The 16,093-nt window shown below is 67.7% G+C and carries 14 protein-coding genes, 1 tRNA gene and 1 pseudogene; 7 read left to right on the top strand and 9 right to left on the bottom strand.

The genetic code is table 11. The features are described from left to right. From G9U51_RS16565 to G9U51_RS18040, 3 genes and pseudogenes are all read right to left on the bottom strand, one after another. Positions 1-292 (bottom strand): Fur family transcriptional regulator (locus tag G9U51_RS16565; RefSeq protein ID WP_407941450.1); only part of this gene is annotated, 292 nt, incomplete at its 3' end. Positions 293-436: 144 nt separating this feature from the next. Next, positions 437-1,258, bottom strand: coding sequence for an Lrp/AsnC family transcriptional regulator (locus tag G9U51_RS16560; RefSeq protein WP_235946313.1), 822 nt, complete (start codon positions 1,256-1,258; stop codon positions 437-439). Between the two features lie 75 nt (positions 1,259-1,333). Then, a pseudogene (locus G9U51_RS18040) lies at positions 1,334-1,444 on the bottom strand (AsnC family protein); the annotation flags it as partial. Positions 1,445-1,581: 137 nt separating this feature from the next. Between G9U51_RS18040 and G9U51_RS16555 the strand changes: the two are divergent. The 3 genes from G9U51_RS16555 to G9U51_RS16545 all read left to right on the top strand — a co-directional run bounded on the left by G9U51_RS16555 (position 1,582) and on the right by G9U51_RS16545 (position 6,363). After that, on the top strand, positions 1,582-2,856 hold the full coding sequence (locus G9U51_RS16555) for an MFS transporter (protein WP_166198644.1): 1,275 nt from the start codon (positions 1,582-1,584) through the stop codon (positions 2,854-2,856). Then, positions 2,853-4,007: a M20 metallopeptidase family protein gene (locus G9U51_RS16550; protein WP_166198642.1), complete on the top strand. Its 1,155-nt coding sequence runs from the start codon at positions 2,853-2,855 to the stop codon at positions 4,005-4,007. The genes G9U51_RS16555 and G9U51_RS16550 overlap by 4 nt, the downstream gene beginning before the upstream one ends. Positions 4,008-4,341: 334 nt before the next feature. Next, positions 4,342-6,363, top strand: coding sequence for an HNH endonuclease signature motif containing protein (locus tag G9U51_RS16545; protein WP_166198640.1), 2,022 nt, complete (start codon positions 4,342-4,344; stop codon positions 6,361-6,363). Between the two features lie 154 nt (positions 6,364-6,517). Here G9U51_RS16545 and G9U51_RS16540 read toward each other — a convergent pair whose 3' ends face one another. Beyond that, positions 6,518-6,754, bottom strand: coding sequence for a DUF1059 domain-containing protein (locus tag G9U51_RS16540; protein WP_166198638.1), 237 nt, complete (start codon positions 6,752-6,754; stop codon positions 6,518-6,520). Between the two features lie 82 nt (positions 6,755-6,836). After that, positions 6,837-7,682: a sigma-70 family RNA polymerase sigma factor gene (locus G9U51_RS16535; RefSeq protein ID WP_166198636.1), complete on the bottom strand. Its 846-nt coding sequence runs from the start codon at positions 7,680-7,682 to the stop codon at positions 6,837-6,839. 254 nt (positions 7,683-7,936) lie between these two features. On the opposite strand from G9U51_RS16535, the gene G9U51_RS16530 reads away from it, so the two are divergent. After that, positions 7,937-9,712 carry an alkaline phosphatase family protein gene (locus G9U51_RS16530; RefSeq protein WP_207948416.1) on the top strand — a complete coding sequence of 592 codons (1,776 nt, stop codon included), beginning with the start codon at positions 7,937-7,939 and terminating at the stop codon, positions 9,710-9,712. Positions 9,713-9,799: 87 nt separating this feature from the next. On the opposite strand, the gene G9U51_RS16525 is transcribed toward G9U51_RS16530, so the two are convergent. From G9U51_RS16525 to G9U51_RS16515, 3 genes are all read right to left on the bottom strand, one after another. Further along, positions 9,800-10,237: a GNAT family N-acetyltransferase gene (locus G9U51_RS16525; RefSeq protein WP_207948415.1), complete on the bottom strand. Its 438-nt coding sequence runs from the start codon at positions 10,235-10,237 to the stop codon at positions 9,800-9,802. Positions 10,238-10,584: 347 nt separating this feature from the next. Continuing rightward, positions 10,585-11,508 (bottom strand): hypothetical protein, encoded by a 924-nt coding sequence (locus G9U51_RS16520; RefSeq protein ID WP_166198631.1) that lies wholly within the window; start codon positions 11,506-11,508, stop codon positions 10,585-10,587. Positions 11,509-11,641: 133 nt separating this feature from the next. Further along, a tRNA-Ile gene (locus G9U51_RS16515) sits at positions 11,642-11,715 on the bottom strand. 193 nt (positions 11,716-11,908) lie between these two features. On the opposite strand from G9U51_RS16515, the gene G9U51_RS16510 reads away from it, so the two are divergent. The 3 genes from G9U51_RS16510 (at position 11,909) to G9U51_RS16500 (ending at position 14,735) form a co-directional block, all read left to right on the top strand. Next, complete coding sequence (locus G9U51_RS16510; protein ID WP_166198629.1) at positions 11,909-12,814, top strand: undecaprenyl-diphosphate phosphatase; 906 nt, start codon at positions 11,909-11,911, stop codon at positions 12,812-12,814. A gap of 68 nt (positions 12,815-12,882) precedes the next feature. Then, positions 12,883-14,082, top strand: coding sequence for an LCP family protein (locus G9U51_RS16505; RefSeq protein WP_166198626.1), 1,200 nt, complete (start codon positions 12,883-12,885; stop codon positions 14,080-14,082). A 140-nt stretch (positions 14,083-14,222) separates the two neighbouring features. Further along, positions 14,223-14,735, top strand: a complete 513-nt coding sequence (locus G9U51_RS16500) for a DUF3145 domain-containing protein (protein ID WP_171715617.1) — start codon at positions 14,223-14,225, stop codon at positions 14,733-14,735. Positions 14,736-14,810: 75 nt separating this feature from the next. Here G9U51_RS16500 and fabF read toward each other — a convergent pair whose 3' ends face one another. Then, on the bottom strand, positions 14,811-16,055 hold the full coding sequence (fabF, locus tag G9U51_RS16495) for a beta-ketoacyl-ACP synthase II (protein WP_166198620.1): 1,245 nt from the start codon (positions 16,053-16,055) through the stop codon (positions 14,811-14,813). Positions 16,056-16,093 lie beyond the last annotated feature (38 nt).

Raw genomic sequence — 16,093 nt, 5'->3', positions numbered from 1 at the left:
ACGCACGGCACACGAGATGGTGATGGTTGTCGCCGATCTGCGGTTCGTACCGCGCGACCGAGCCCGAGGGCTCGAGCCGGCGCAGCAGGCCCGCGGTGGTGAGCGTGTGCAGGCAGTCGTAGACCGCCTGGTGCGACACACTCGCCCGTTCGGACCGGACCCGATGCAGGATCGTCCCAGTGTCGGAGTGGGGGAGTGCGTGCACCGCGGCGAGCACGCCGACCCGTGGTGCGGTGACACGCAGACCGGCCTCGCGCAGCATGCGCTCGAAGTCCGGTGTGGTCGTCGTCACGTGCCTCACCTAACCGGCTTTTCTTGAATAGTTCAAAAAGAGTCTCGTATGCCGAGAGCCGCCGGCTCGCGCTCTCGGTCGCCTCGGCCGTATGCCGGGTGCCGCCGGCAGGCGGAGCCGACCGGCGCGGGTTGATGGGATCCGTCAGGCGGGGCCGCCCCAGAAGCCCATGTCCACCGAACGAACGGAGCGCCCTTGATCATCGAGAACTCGGCCCATCAGCTTGTGGTGGCGCAGCACGATGGCTCGCTCTGCGATCGCCAGACCTGGCACGCGCGAACACAGACTGGTCTCGAGCCGCTGCAGGTCGGGCAGCGAGGACAGCCACGCGGTGATCAGGAGGTTCTGCGTGCCGGCTACCGCGGCACACAGGCGCACATCGGACAGTTTCGCGACGGCAGCGGCCACGGCTGCCAGTTGCGCGGGCGGGACATCTGCCCAGATCGTCACCGGGATGGGATTGCCGGCGAGGTAGCGCGCGAGATCGCAGCGGATGGTGATGGCGCCGCTGCGGAAGATCTTGGCCACGCGGCGTCGGGCGGTCGCGACGCTGACGCCGATCTGTTCGGCAAGGTCGGCATACGACGCTCGCCCGTCCCGGGCCAAAGCCACCACCAGCGCGTGGTCGTCCGCCGCAAGCCCTCCGTCGCCATCCGCACGGGCGACGATGGCCTCTCTCTGCAGCCGCTTGACTGCTTCCGGCGGAAGCTGACCGACGCGCCAGTCCGACCCGGTCTTGAACACATCGGTCACCAAGGTCGTGCGGGTCGCCGTCACCCCTGGCAGGTTCGCCAGCCGACTCATCAGATACTCGGGCAGCTGGCCGATGCCCGCCGTCCACACCGTCACCAGCAGATCGCAGGCGCCGGTGGTCTGCTCCACGGTTACGGCGTAGGGGTCGTCGATCAGCGCTTGCGTGATGGCGTCAATCTCACCTGGCTGGCACGAAATCGCCACGATCGCCATCGACGTTCGGCGCATCACCGCGGCCGAGCCGTGCACCGTGAGCCACGCGTCACCGGCGCGAGCGAGCCGGTCCCACCGGCGAGCAGCAGTCACCGGGCTGACGCCGAGGACCGACCCGATCAGCGACCAGGACGCGCGGGGCGCCACCTGCAATGCAGCGATCGTGCGGACGTCCTGATCCTCCATGCACGAATCCTACAAATATGAGCGCGCAGTGCACAGTTTTCATCATCCGGGCCCCGGTTATGGCGCTGCGGAGTCCGGCGGAGCGCCGCCGCGCCTAGCGTGTGGCGGCCATCACACGCCCGTCGAAAGGCACCCCCGTGACCACGAACGCAACGGCCGCCGCGCCTCCGCGGACCCGTTCCAGAGTCCGCCAACTCGCGGCCGCATCCGCCGGAAACGCCATCGAGTGGTACGACTGGTACGCCTACAGCTTCCTGGCAACCACCTTCGGGCCGCTGATCTTTCCCAGCAAGAGCGACATCGCCTCGACCCTCGGGGCTTTCGCGGTGTTCGCGGTCGGCTTCTTCATGCGGCCGATCGGTGGTCTCTTGCTCGGCGCGATCGCCGACCGGCATGGTCGGAGATTCGCTCTGACGGCCACCATCCTGCTCATGGGGTTGGGCAGCCTGCTGGTCGGCATCACACCGACCTTCGCGTCCGCCGGCATCTTGGCGCCGATCATGCTGGTCGTTGGGCGGCTCATCTCCGGGCTCTCCATCGGCGGCGAGTTCGCTGCCTCGACGACCTTCCTCGTCGAATCGGCACCACCCAACCGGCGCGGCCTCTTCGCCAGCTTCCAGTACGTCTCCACCGCCATCGGTCAGCTGTGCGCCTCCGGGCTGGCTGCTCTTCTCGTGACGGTGTTATCGAAGGAGGCGATGACCTCGTGGGGCTGGCGAGTGCCCTTCCTGCTGGGCACCGTCGTCACGCTTTTCGCATTGTGGCTGCGTCGTGGAATTGACGAGACGCATGACGTCAGCGAGAAGAACCGCCCCAAGCTGTTCGACGCGATCCGGCACTATCCGAAGCAGTCGCTCTTGGTGTGCGGCATCACCCTGGGCGGCACTATCGCCTATTACGCCTGGACCACCTACCTGCCCACCTACGCCCAGCAGAGCGCTGGATTCAGCAAGTCAGAGGCGCTCACCGTGTCCACCATCTCGCTTGCCTTCTTCGGTCTGATTCAGCCCCTGGGCGGGATGATTTCCGATCGGATCGGTCGCAAGCCCATGCTGCTCGTGTTCGCGGGTGGGTTCGTCGTGCTGATCGTGCCGTTGCTGCGCCTCATCGGTGACGCGTTCTGGTCGCTGTTGGCGGTATCGCTGGCGGGTATGGCGCTGCTGACGTGCTACACGTCGATCGCCGCGGCCGTCAACGCCGAAACGATTCCTGCGCGGGTCCGCGCGAGCGGAATCGGGTTCCCCTATTCGGTCACCGTGGCCGCGTTTGGTGGCACCGCGCCCTACCTGGGCACGTGGCTCGCGTCCAAGGGTCACGGCGGACTGTTTCCGCTCTATGTCGCCATGCTGTGCGCCATCTCGTTCGTCGTTTACTTCTTGATGCCCGAACGGTCCAAAGAGCCGCTGCGATGAACGTCGTTGATTTCCGGCATCGTCTGCACCGCCGGCCCGAAATCGGGCTTGATCTCCCGCACACTCAACGCGCCGTGCTTGAGGCCATCGACGGTCTGGGGTTGGAGGTGTCGTGCAGCACGGAGATTTCCTCGGTGGTCGCCGTGCTTCGCGGCGGAAACGACGGTCCGGCGGTCTTGCTTCGTGGCGATATGGACGCCCTTCCGGTCACCGAGCTGGCGGATGTCCCCTACCGATCCGAGGTCGACGGCGTCATGCACGCCTGCGGGCACGACATGCATACGGCCATGCTCGTCGGGGCGGCACATCGACTCGCCGCGCAGCGCGACCAGTTGTATGGCGACGTGATCTTCTGCTTCCAGCCTGGGGAGGAGGGGCACGGAGGGGCCCGGAAAATGCTCGCCGACGGCCTGCTCGACGCGGCCGGAAGCCCCCCGATCGCCGCCTACGCCTTGCACGTGTTCGGCGATGTCGTCGGGCACGGTGTGGTCGCGACCAGGCCGGGGCCGGTCATGGGCGGATCGGACGGGCTGACCGTGACGGTCATCGGTACTGGCGGGCACGCTTCTGTGCCCCATCTCGCCGCAGACCCGATTCCGACCGCGAGCGAAATGGTCCTTGCCACACAATCGTTCGTGGCGCGTGGCTGTGACCCGTTCGAACCCGTCGTGGTCACCATCGGGAGCTTTCACGCTGGTAGCCAGCGCAACGTCATACCGCGGACCGCGACGCTGGAGCTGTCGATCCGGACCTTCTCCGATGCGTCCCGGAAGTCGGTGATGAAGCGGCTGCGAGGTCTCTACGAAGGAATCGCCCGTGCGCACGGTGTCGAGGTCGCGATCGAGCACACGCCCGTCCATCCACCCACCATCAATGCCTCCCGTGAGAGTCAATTCGTCGAAGCGACGGTGCGGGATTTGTTCGGTGCTGATCGCTTCGAGCTGATGGCGCATCCCCTGGCGGCTTCTGAGGATTTCTCGTACGTCCTGAACGCGGTCCCCGGCGCGTTCATTCTTCTGGGTGCCGCGCCGGCGGACGCCCCGCTTCCTTCGCCGAGCAACCATTCCGGCGATGTCATCTTCGCGGACGACGTGCTCGATGACGGCGTCGAGCTCCTCGCGGAACTCGCCAAACGCAGGCTCAGGGCGTGAACCGGCCACCACGATCAGTCCCCATCGCTGGTTGAGCGCCGGCAAGTCTCGATGGTTGAGCGCTGTCCTGAGTAGCGCGACGAACGAGCGCGTATCGAAGGGCAAGCGGAGGAGCGAGCGAGCGCGTCGAATCCTCCTCGTTGGTTGAGCAAGGGGCGAGCTTGCGAGGCCCGCGTCGAAACCATCGGTAGGCCCGGAGTATGTCGGTGGTGGCTGGCATACTTGATCACACGCAGTATGCCCACGACAGGACCATCGAAAACTGTTGTGGCGCAACGAAAAAACCATCTACATGGTCTTCTATCCGCACACTTGTTCGGGTAGAATTCTGGCTATGCCGACACCAACCGTCACCCGGGAGACCAGCGTGCTGGATCTCGGCTCGCTCGCGCAGCCTCGCGAGGGTGTCAGCGCGCGTGAGTTCATCGAGTCGGTGATCTTCGAAGACGGGCTGCCGGCCGCGATGGAGGTGGCGACCGATCCCGATATCGCCGCTTTGCAGGGGTTCGACCCGATCGAGGTGCAGTTGGCCGCGATCGAGGTGCTCACCCAGAACGTGTTCGACCGGTTAGCCCAGGACAACCCGTTCGAGCCGGGCAGGGTGGACCGGTTCGTCGGGTTCGATGAGGTCAGTGATGACCCTGCTGCCGGGGTCGGGTCGGTGTTCCCGCCGGTAACTGACACCCTGGGGGTAGCTGGCGGGTGGATCAGCCCGCAGCAGGCTGGTGAGGTGCGCCGGGTGCGGGCGTTGAAGGGGCGTTACCTGACCACGATCGCGGCGGCACACGCGGTGATGAATCAGGCCAGTGCAGTGCGGGCCCGCGCGATCGCCCGATTTGCCCGGTTTGATCAGACCGAGCCGCGGGACTCGCGGCCGGAGTCGGTGCACGAACCGCACGTGGAGCACGCTCCCGGGTATTGGCGCTCGGGTGCGCCGGAAGAGATTGGTCCCGCCCTCGGGTTGGGTGACTATGAGGCTGCTGCGCTGGTCGAGGATGCTGCGCTGGTCACCGCCCGGTTGCCGCGGGTGTTGGAGCAGGCCGGTGCCGGTGCGGTGAATTGGGCGACCGCGACCACCCTGGGGCGGGAGGTTGCTGATGCGCGCCCGGAGACCTGTGAGCAGGTGGAGGACCTGATCTTGCAGCGGGGGGTGCAGTATCGGGCGCGTAGTGTGGCCCGCCGTTCGGCGCGCACGTTGGTGGAGCGGTTGGAGGCTTCGGCGGCGCGGCGGACGAAGAAGCGCACCCAAGCCCAGCAGACCGGGGTGTGGTTGGACCCGCATAGTGTGCCGGGGTTGGCGTTGCTGACCGCGGCGATGCCGACCGCGCAAGCAGCAGCGTTGAGGGACGCGGTCGAAGCGCGTGCTGCCGCCCGGAGGCTGGAGTACGCCAGTACCCCCGGTGGTGACCCGTACACCTTGGGGGAGCACCGGGCCGCGGCGTTGTTCGAACTCGCGATGCATAACGTGTCCCTGACCGTGCACGTGGACGTGCTCAAACCCCAGGCGGCGTGCAACACCTACACCCCCGACACCAACCCCACCGAGGATGCCGCGGACGTCACGACCGACACCGCCACCGCCACCGAGGATGCCGCGGATGTCACGGCCGACACCGCCTCCGACGCTGACGCTGACGCTGACGCCACCGAGGATGCCGCGGATGTCACGGCCGACACCGCCACCGCCACCGACGCTGACGCTGACGAGGGTGACGGCGCGGCGGAGGCCACGGGCAGCGAAACGGCAAGCACCGGTGCTGCGGGTGACCAGCGTCCTGAAACGGCCACGGCCAACGAACCCGCTGAAGTCGGCGAGGTCGACGAGATTGCTTCGCCTGGGGGTGTTGGCCCGGAGGAGGTGGTGCAGCATCCGACGGCGGGTCCGATCACCGGGAGTGATCTGGCCGAGTTGATCGGGCACCCGGCGTTCACGGCGTCGAAGGTGACCACGAGTCACCGGGGGTTCGACCCGGTGGATTACCGCCTGGACGATCAGGCGATCAGTAAGTCGTATCGGCCGCCGGAGTCGATGCGGGAGCGGGTGAAACGCCGCGATCAGCGCTGCCGGTTCCCCGGGTGTACGCGCGGGGCGAGGTTTACCGACCTGGATCATGTGGTCGCCTGGCCGCAGGGTCCGACGGCGGACTGGAACCTGCAATGTTTGTGTCGGCGGCATCACCGCACCAAACAATCGGGATGGTCAGTGACGATGACCCCGGGTGGGCGGTGCACCTGGACCAGCCCGGCCGGTCGGGTGTACGTGACCTGGCCGGGGTTGCTGGAAACCTACTGGGACACCACCGAACCCAGCACCGACACCAGTGACCCGGACGCCATCGACCCGGACACCAGCTGACGACCCCTGCGCTGGTTGAGCGCCGTGCTGAGGGAGCGCAGCGAAACCACTTGTGGCGCAACGGGTTTCGATGCGGGCTCGGCTAGCGCCTCGCCCTTACTCAACCAGCGTTGCTGTTTCGACGCGGTATCGCACCTCGCCCCTCGGCTGTGGGTCAGGAATCGGGCAGGGCGGCGAAGGCCTTCTTGGTCGAGCGGTACCAGCTCATGCCCTTGATCGGGTTCTTCCAGCGAGCTCGCATCGCGGCATTCGCGTCCTCGTGCGCAATGTCGCCGGCGGCGACGGCGTCCTTCAGATGCTGGTCCTGAGCCTTGATTACGTCGTCAGCGGTCTCGCCGCGGTGCTCCAGGTCGCACGGTCCACCGAGGTCGCGGCAGGTCAGGGTCTTCATGGTCGGATCCTTTCGAAGAGTGGCTTCTGTGGTGATGACGATCGACGCCGTGGAAGTGTGACCACGGCGTCGCCGTCGAGCATCAGCTGCGGGGAGTTGCTCCGGCTCGCCGCACCAGGGTGGACAGCAGAGCTGGTTCGGCGCGGAAGTCGATGCGGGTGACAACGCCATTGACAACCGTGAAGTCGAAGGCGACCTTCGCCTCGCCGTGCAGGAACCAGGCGGCTCCTGGCCGCTCCTCGACGAAGACCGGCAGCGCAGACTTCGCCGCACCGTTGAACATCGCCGACACCGCGTCGCGGCCTTCGAGTCGTTCCGGGGTCCCGGTCGCGACGGCGGCGGGATCGCCGGCCACGACGACATCCGGCGCGAGCAAGGTGAGCAACCGCTGAAGATCACCGCCGCGCGCGGCGTCGAGGAAGGCGTCCACCACCTCCCAGTCCGCGGGCAGGTCGTCGTCGGGGGCGCTACCGAGCTTGGCCCGAGCGCGCGAGGCCAGCTTGCGCGCCGCGACCGGCGACGTGGAGAGCACCTCGGCGATCGTCGGGAAGCCGAAGCCGAAGGTGTCGTGCAGCACGAACGCCACCCGCTCGTTCGGCGACAGCCGCTCGAGCACAACGGCCAGCGCGACCCCGACCGTGTCGGCCAGGGCGACATCCTCCGCTGGATCGGCGACCACGGCGTCACCGGGCGCGTGGTCCACGTCTTCGTCGACCGGCTCGGGCACGCGCTGCCGCAACCGGTCCAGGCACAACCGCGTCGTCACCGTGGTCAGCCAGGCCGCCGGCTGATCTATGCCCTCGGCACGGTCCCACCGCAGCCATGCCTGCTGCACGATGTCCTGCGCCTCCACGGGATCGCCGAGTATGCCGGCGGCAATCCGCGTCAGCCGCGAACGCTCGGCCTCGAATTCGTCAGTGCGATCCATCGCTCTCTCCTCTGGGCAGGTGCAGTCGCCAGGATGACGGATCCCGGACCGCGAACGTGACACACCGGCCGCGCCTCCGGCATACAGCCGGAGCCCGTATGCCGAATCCGCCCGGGCCGCAACGAATCTCACCGGCATCACAGGGTTCGGCTGTGGTTCATCGGGAGTTTGCGATGTTCCGAGTCCGGCCCCAGGTTGCGCTGGTGGCCTACCTGACGCCACTCGGGGACCATCCGGCAGAGAGACCGAAAACGATGCAACGTCAACGCACCACGGCCATCACGTTGGCCACCGCCGTCGCCCTCGCAGCGGGCGTTACCGCGGCGACAGCCGCGCCCGCCCACCACGCGCCCAAGCACGGCAAGCAGAGCAAGCACGTGCTGCTGATCTCGGTCGACGGGATGCACCAGAGCGACCTGGAGTGGTATGTCGCCCACCACCCGGCCTCGACCCTGGCCAAGCTGACGCATCGCGGGGCCGAATACACCCAGGCGGCGACGTCGAACCCATCCGACTCCGACCCCGGCGGCACCGCCCTGATGACCGGCGGCAACCCCAAGACGACCGGGATCTATTACGACGTCGAGTACAGCCACACCACCGACCAGCCCGGCGCACCCTGCATCCCTGGCAAACCCGCGACTGGTGGCGACGTCATCTACGACTCGCCCGACGACGCCCTGGCGAAGGTGCCGGACTTCCTCAACCCCAGCAACGGGACGTACCCGTCATTCGACGAAAACGGCTCGGTGTACCCCGGAGACGTCGACAAGAACCCCGCCGCGATCATGCGGCTGCGCAACAACGCGTCGTCATTCAACGCCTCGACGTTCCCGGTCGATCCGGCGACCTGCAGGCCGATCATGCCGTGGGACTACGTCGGCGATAACTCGATGTTCCAGGTGATCCACCGGGCCGGCCTGCGCACCGCATGGTCGGACAAGCACGCGGTCTATCTGTCGTTCAACGGCCCGGGCTCAAATGGCAAGAGCATCGATGACTTCTTCGGCCCGGAGATCGACTCGCAGGCCGTGGAACCCAACGGCGTCCCCTACCCGCAGGACGACGACTGGGCACACATCGATGCCGCGACCAAGCAGTACGACAACTACAAGGTCCAGGCGATCCTGAACGAGATCGACGGCAAGGGCCACTCCGGCACGACCAGGACCGGCACGCCGGCGATCTTCGGGATGAACTTCCAGACCGTCTCGGTCGCGCAGAAGAGCCGGTCCACCTCGGCCAACCTGATCAAGAATGCCGACGGCAGCTACACCCCGAGCGTGCCGCAGGCCGGTGGCTACCAGCGGGTCGGCGGGCAGCTCGTGCCCGGCCCGGTGCTGTCCAGCGCGCTGGACTATGTCGACGCCCAGCTCGGCCGGATGGAGTCCCAGCTGCGCAAGGACGGCCTGGCGCGCTCCACCACGGTGATCGTCACCGCGAAGCACGGGCAGTCTCCTCAGGACCCGAACAAGCTCGTGACGGTCAAGGACGGCCCGATCGTCGACGCGGTCAACGCCGCCTGGGCCAAGACGCATCCCAACAACACCAAGCTCATCGTCGCCGGCACCAATGACGACCTGTGGCAGTCCTATCTCTCGGACCGTTCGCAGGCTGCGGCCGACTTCGTCAAGAGCTACCTGTGGAACCACACCGCCCAGGGGCTCACCGTGAACAAGCAGCCCGTGACGCTGCAGCACTCCGGCCTGACCCAGATCTGGGCCGGAGCTGCCTCGGCGAAGTTCTTCGGTGTGCCCACCAGCAACGGGCACTACCCGGACGTCTTCGGCAAGGTGCGAGAAGGCGTGGTGTATGCCGGTCCGACCAAGCTCGCCGAGCACGGCGGCATGAACCCCGGCGACCAGCATGTGCTGATGCTCGTCGACGGCCCCGGCATCCGTCACGGTGTCAACAACACCCCGGTCGAGACGACCCAGGTCGCCCCGACGGTGTTGTCGGTGCTCGGCCTCAGCCCGAACGAGCTGACTGCGGTGCGGGCCGAGGGCACCAAGGTGCTGCCCGGACTCTGACCGCAGCGGATCCGGTATGCCGCCGGCCGCTCGGGTTCGACGATCGGGGAGGGCGGTTCATCGCTCGCTGCCGTCCGCACACTGTCGTCACCACGACGCATCGGCGGGCGGCGGCGTGATGGTGAGTCGAATCCAGTGGTCCGGCGGCAACTCCGAGCGGCCGGGAACCGAGCGGTGCTCATGGGCCCAGTGCGGATCGAGTCCACGGGCGAGGTCGGGCCAGAACGCGGCAGCCGCCGGGTTGGTGTCCTGGTAGGCGATCGCCCACCGACCCGGCCGGCTGAGCAACACGACTCGCGCGAACTGACGCCCGAGCCCACTACGCCGAGCACCGGGCACGATGAAGAAACTGTTGAGCACGTGCTCCGGTTCATCGAGGGCGCGAACGAGCGCAAAACCAATCGGGTGCGGCCCAGCCATCGCAATCCACGCTAGCCAGCCGATGGTGTCGCCGAGAGCGTGGTCGAGCCGTTCGGTGCGGAAGCGACCGTCCGCGCCGGGCAGGCCGCCGGTGTATGCCGACATGTCGTGCCGGAATAGGTTCCACAGCTGCCGAAGTGCAAGATGGTCGGCGGGAGCAGCGGGACGGTAGGAAATCGGTTGGGGGAGAAGAGGATTCGGCATACGCAAGAGCCTCGGTCGCGATGATCGCGCCGAGGCTCTGTCACATTTTCTCACGGCGTCGAGCCGTGGTCGTGAGTGCTGAGCCGGACCAAGCTCGCCGAGTGGATCGAGCGGCGGCTCAACCAGCGCGGCCGGCAGACAGGGCCCGCCGAGTCGGCGAATACCGCGCCCGGCCTGCCGACTCCGTGCCGCACACCTGATCCTGTTCTCTTGCGTTCGGCCCGTCGCGATACACGTCGGTTCAGCCTTCACCCACCTGTTTGGTCGAAGGTGAAGAACGGCACGTAGCGGTGGTCGGTCGTAGCCACAAGTCCCACGATGTACTGCATGAACTCGGCGCCGCTGGCCGACGAGCGGTACCACGCCGGGCTCGGTGCCTGTACCTTCACCGTGAACGCCGCCAAGCCTTGTTTGGCCAGATCTGGCATCTTGACTAGTTGGGCGAAACCGCCGTACTTGGCGACCGTGTCAACGTTAAGAGCCGAGTTGAGGCCGTAGCGAAGGTAGTCGTCCACGAATACCACGTCCCCCTCCGGCCGGAGGTAGAAGCCGTTGTCAGTGCGGGTGAGGTTGTCCCTGATCTGCTGGGCGAACTTCCCCTGTGCGTCCGGCGCTGCGCCAACGGCGCACTCGTACATCTGACGCACGGTCTCCACCGCCTGCAGGTCGCGCAGGTTACCGACCGTTGTCGACGAAGGGAACTGCGCACCGGCGCTCCGCACCGTGTCCAGTGACAAGAACGGACTCCAGCCCACGGCCTCGAGATCTCGTCGGGTCTTGGCCATGTCGTCCGTGCCCATGTGCTGCGGAGCGCACAATTCGGTGCCGAACTCGACGTACCAACCGACGCGGCTTGCCCGTTCAGTCAGCGGGAGACTTGCCCACACCGCCGGCGAAACGTCGACCCCGGCCACGATGGCGTCAATCAGTGGCTGCACTTGAGTGGGGTGTTTGCTAGCGAACTCGTGGTAGGTGATGCCATCGAGGATCCCGGCCGGTGAGGTCGCCGGGACGTCGGCCGCGCTGGCAGGCCCACTGCTGGACGACTGCCACGCTGGTCCGGACGTCCGGGGATGCCCGTTACCGCTGCCGGAGCCCGTCGCGCAAGCCGCCACTGAAAGCACGCTGGCCGTGGCGAGCGTCGCTGCTCGTAGCACCCTGACTCGGCTCATGGCCCGGATCGTGGCAGACGGAGGCGCTCGGTTGGCCGGTTCTTGCGGTGGCCCGTGTCCACCGTAAGAACGCAAGAAGAGGCATGTCCGCACGCAGACGACCGCTGCAGGGCCGTGATCAGGCCCTGCACAGTGGGGCGGCTGGGGCTTGAACCCAGGACCGACGGATTATGAGTCCGCTGCTCTAACCGGCTGAGCTACCGCCCCGCGCCCGCCGGTCACTGCGTCGCGAGCGACGGGTTGCCGAATGGGCGGCGACCATTGTGGCACCGCGCGCAGCGGCACGAGGGCGGCGGGTGCGCGAGCGGCATACCCAGGCTGGTCCAGCAAGCGTCCAGGAAACGGTCAGGCGACATCCCTAGCGTTCGGTGCCGACCCGCAGACCGACCGAAAGAGAGCAATGTCCCAACACCTCAGCTGGCTGGAAGCCGGCGTCGTCGGCGCCTTCCAAGGCGTCGCCGAACTCTTCCCGATCTCCAGCCTCGGTCACAGCGTGCTCATTCCCGCGCTGGTCGGCGGATCGTGGGCGCGCGACCTCAATGTCAGCACGCCCGAATCGCCCTATCTGGCCTACATCGTCGGTCTGCATGTCGCCACCGCGATCGCGCTCATCGCGTTCTTCTGGCGTGACTGGGTGCGCCTCATCGGCGGCTTGTTCAGCAGCATCCGGCATCGCCGGATCGAGACCCGTGACGAACGGCTGATCTGGCTGCTGATCATCGGCACCATCCCCGTCGGCCTGGTCGGACTGCTTGCCGAGCACTGGTTCCGCACCACCTTGGCGCGACCGATCCCGACGGCAATCTTCTTGATCATCAACGGAATCGTGCTCATCACCGTTGAACAGCTCAGCAGCAAGCGCGGCGACCGTCCGACCGCTTATATCGACGAGCGCGTCACCGGTGTCGAGTCCGACGAGCGCCTTGCCCGTATGCCGTGGCTGTCCGCCCTCGTCATCGGCGCGAGCCAAATCCTCGCGCTCGCCCCCGGCATCTCCCGCTCCGGCATCGCCATGACCGGCGGCATGGTCAAGGGCCTCACCCGCGAGGACGCGGCGCGCTTCTCCTTCCTGCTCGCCACCCCGGTGATCCTTGCCGCCGGCGTGCTGAAGATTCCGGACCTGCTGGGCCCGCTCGGCGACGGCATCCGCCCGCAGGTGATCTTCGGGTCCGTGCTCTCCGGCGTGGGTGCCTATCTCGCCGTGCGCTTCTTCACCCGGTATGTCGCAACCCGCTCGCTGCGACCCTTCGGCGTCTACTGCATCGTCGCCGGGGCCGCGAGCATCGCATGGCTGACGCTTCGCTGATCCGCGACGACCAGCAGCCGCAACCGCTTCCGGGGCCACGATCACGGCGCCGAAAGCGGTTGCGGCGCATGGTGATTGCCTTCGCAGTCATCGCAGCCCTCATCGTGACCGGCGCGGCCGCGGCCTACGAGCATTTCAACGGGAACCTGCGCACGACGAGCCTCACGGCCGGTGGCGGCGATGCCACCGGTGACCTCGCCAAGCCGACCCCGCTCACCATCCTGGTGCTCGGATCGGACTCGCGCGCGAGCGCCGCGGACTGCACGATCGGCGGCGCTTGCCCGACCGGCACCGCGAGCCCCAGCGCCACCGGCACCGCGGGTCCCGGCAACGCTGATGTGGAGATGCTGGTCCACCTGTCCGCCGACCGCACCAATGCGAGCGTCACGAGCATCCCGCGCGACACCATCGTCGACATCCCGCAGTGCACCGATCAGTTCACCGGCAAAGTCGTTGCGGCACACCGGGATCGGAGCAACAGCACTCTCAACGACGGCCCCAACTGCACTGTCGCCACCGTGCACCAGCTCACCGGTGTGCCGATCGACCACTTCATGGTCGTTGACTTCTCCGGCGTCGTGCAGCTGTCCAATGCCGTCGGGGGAGTGCAGATCTGCGTCAGCAAGGACGTCTATGACCCCTACTCGCATCTCAAGCTCGCGGCCGGCAACCACACGCTGAAGGGGCTGCCCGCGTTGGAGTTTCTGCGCACCCGGCACGGCTTCGGCGACGGCTCGGACCTTGGCCGAGCAAGCGCGCAGCACCTCTTCCTGTCCACGATGATGCGCGACGTTCAGTCCGCCTCGACGCTGCTCAACCCGGTCACCGGCTACCAGGTCGCCGACGCGGCGACCAAGGCACTCACGGTCGACGACGGCCTCGGATCGGTCGACCGGCTGCTGCAACTCGGCCTGCAGTTCAACAAGATCCCGGCGCGGTCGACCTATTTCGTCACGATGCCGACGGTCTACGACGCGCAGAACCGCAATGTCGTGCTGCCCGGCCCCTCGGCTGCCGCGCTCTTCGCCAAGATCGCCGCGGACCAGTCGCTTGCTCCCGCGCGACCCCGGCCGAGTTCGACACCCAGCACCAGCCCCACTGCGTCGCCGAGTCCCACCTCGACCGAGAACGCCGCACCGCCCGCGGCCGCCACCACCACCGGCTGCGCGCAGGTCTCCACCGAGCGGACCGTCACCCTGAACGGCATGCGGATGACCCCGACCGAGGCCTTTAACCAGAGTCCACGGGTGCCGCTGTCGGCGCCGTAACCGATGTGACGCCTGAGACGGGTGGTGCGAAGAGCCCTCCGTGAGGCACAATGGCAGCCGCACAACGTCATACAGGAACCCGCTGATGGCCGGCGAGAACGTTGGGGAAGACGTCGCTCGCACAAGGTCAGGAGGCTTCGATGTCTGCGGTGGGTTCCCGCGTCACGCGCGGGGTCGTGTTCGTTCACTCGACCCCAGCTGCGCTGTGCCAGCACATCGGCTGGGCACTGGAGCACGTGCTCGGCTCCGCCGTGCGCCTGGAGTGGGCCAAGCAGCCGGTCGCGCCCGGCGAGCTGCGCACCGAGCTGTCCTGGATGGGTGAGCCCGGCACCGGCGCCAAGCTCGCCAGCGCCCTGCGCGACTGGCAGCGCGTCCGCTTCGAGATCACCGAGGAGCCCTCGCCCGGCTGCGACGGCTCGCGCTGGTCGCACACCCCGAGCCTCGGCATCCACCACACCTGGACCGCGGCCAACGGCGACGCCGTCATCAACGAGGACCGGCTGCGCTCCGCCCTCGCCGTCACCGGCGGCGACCCGGACGCGATCCGGGTCGAGATCGCCGAGCTGCTCGGCACCGCCTGGGACAACGAACTCGAGCCCTTCCGGTATGCCGGGGATGGTGCCACCGTGCGCTGGTTGCACCGGGTTTCCTGACGCTTCTGGTCGCCGACGCAGCAGGGCGCGCCACCCCACGCGGGTGGCGCGCCCTTCGTCGCGTGCCGTCGAGTCTCAGACGCTCTTGATCATCATCGCCACGTTGTGGCCGCCGAAACCGAACGAATTGTTGAGCGCGGCGATGTCGCCGTCGGGCAGCGTGCGGTGCTCGCCGGTGACGACGTCCAGGGTGATCTGGGGATCCTGCTCGTCGAGGTTGATGGTCGCCGGGATCAGCCGGTGGTGCACCGACAGGATCGTCAACACGCCTTCGAGCGCGCCGGCCGCCCCGAGCAGGTGACCGGTCATCGACTTGGTCGCGGTGACCGCCATACCGTCGACCGCATTGCCGAAGGCTCGCCGGATCGCGTTGGCCTCGGCGATGTCGCCGACCGGGGTCGAGGTCGCGTGCGCGTTGATGTGCTTGACGTCGGACGCGGCCAGGTCGGCCCGCTCGACGGCCTCGACCATCGCGCGAGACGCACCGGCGCCCTCGGGCTCGGGCGCGGTGATGTGGTGCGCGTCGGCCGACATGCCGACCGAGGCGAGCTCGGCGTAGATCGTCGCGCCGCGGGCCTTGGCGTGCTCGTAGGCCTCGACCACGATCACCGCTGCGCCCTCGCCGAGGAGGAAGCCATCGCGGTTCACGTCATACGGCCGGGACGCCCGGGTCGGGTCGTCATTGCGCTTGGACAGCGCCTGCATCGCCGCGAAACCGGCGACGGGCAGCGGGTGGATCGCCGCCTCCGTGCCACCGGCGACCACCACATCGGCGCGGCCGGCGCGGATCATCTCGGCGGCATACCCCATCGACTCGGCACCGGACGCGCACGCCGACACCAGCGTGTGCGCCCCCGCGCGGGCGCCCAGGTCGAGGGACACATTGCCGGACGCGGTGTTCGGCATGAGCATCGGCACGGTGAGCGGGTAGATCCGCCGCGGCCCCTTCTCCTTCAGCACGTCGTACTGGTCGAGCAGGGTGTGCACGCCACCGATGCCCGAACCGATCGCCACGGCCAGCCGCTCCGGCTCGATGTCCGGCTTGCCGGCGTCCGCCCACGCCTCGCGGGCGGCGATCATCGCGTACTGCGCCGAGGGGTCCATCCGGCGGGTCTCGACCCGGGCGAGCACCTCGCTCGGGTCCTGCTTGATCGTCGCGGCGAAGGTGACCGGCAGTTCGTACTGGTCCAGCCACTCCTGCGGCAGGGAACGGGCGCCGGATTCGCCGGCGAGCAGCGCCTCCCAGGTGGCGGTCGCCGTGGCCCCGATCGGGGTGGTCGCCCCGAGGCCGGTCACGACGATGCGGCGGTCGTTGCTCATGAGGTCTTTGGCTCCTTGCGAGGTGTGTCTGGTGGGCA

The sequence above is a fragment of the Metallococcus carri genome, from assembly GCF_011440275.1.
GTDB classification, from domain to species: Bacteria; Actinomycetota; Actinomycetes; order Actinomycetales; family Dermatophilaceae; genus Metallococcus; species Metallococcus carri.
The sequence above is the reverse complement of the archived record's forward strand: the minus strand, read 5'-3'. Positions and strand labels throughout refer to the sequence as shown.

Excerpts from the sequence above, each read along its gene's own strand:
- G9U51_RS16560 (WP_235946313.1), bottom strand. The coding sequence starts at position 1,258 with ATGGCGATCGTGGCGATTTCGTGCCAGCCAGGTGAGATTGACGCCATC.
- G9U51_RS16550 (WP_166198642.1), top strand. The coding sequence starts at position 2,853 with ATGAACGTCGTTGATTTCCGGCATCGTCTGCACCGCCGGCCCGAAATC.
- G9U51_RS16545 (WP_166198640.1), top strand. The coding sequence starts at position 4,342 with ATGCCGACACCAACCGTCACCCGGGAGACCAGCGTGCTGGATCTCGGC.
- G9U51_RS16540 (WP_166198638.1), bottom strand. The coding sequence starts at position 6,754 with ATGAAGACCCTGACCTGCCGCGACCTCGGTGGACCGTGCGACCTGGAG.
- G9U51_RS16535 (WP_166198636.1), bottom strand. The coding sequence starts at position 7,682 with ATGGATCGCACTGACGAATTCGAGGCCGAGCGTTCGCGGCTGACGCGG.
- G9U51_RS16530 (WP_207948416.1), top strand. The coding sequence starts at position 7,937 with ATGCAACGTCAACGCACCACGGCCATCACGTTGGCCACCGCCGTCGCC.
- G9U51_RS16525 (WP_207948415.1), bottom strand. The coding sequence starts at position 10,237 with ATGTCGGCATACACCGGCGGCCTGCCCGGCGCGGACGGTCGCTTCCGC.
- G9U51_RS16520 (WP_166198631.1), bottom strand. The coding sequence starts at position 11,508 with ATGAGCCGAGTCAGGGTGCTACGAGCAGCGACGCTCGCCACGGCCAGC.
- G9U51_RS16510 (WP_166198629.1), top strand. The coding sequence starts at position 11,909 with ATGTCCCAACACCTCAGCTGGCTGGAAGCCGGCGTCGTCGGCGCCTTC.
- G9U51_RS16505 (WP_166198626.1), top strand. The coding sequence starts at position 12,883 with ATGGTGATTGCCTTCGCAGTCATCGCAGCCCTCATCGTGACCGGCGCG.
- G9U51_RS16500 (WP_171715617.1), top strand. The coding sequence starts at position 14,223 with ATGTCTGCGGTGGGTTCCCGCGTCACGCGCGGGGTCGTGTTCGTTCAC.
- fabF (WP_166198620.1), bottom strand. The coding sequence starts at position 16,055 with ATGAGCAACGACCGCCGCATCGTCGTGACCGGCCTCGGGGCGACCACC.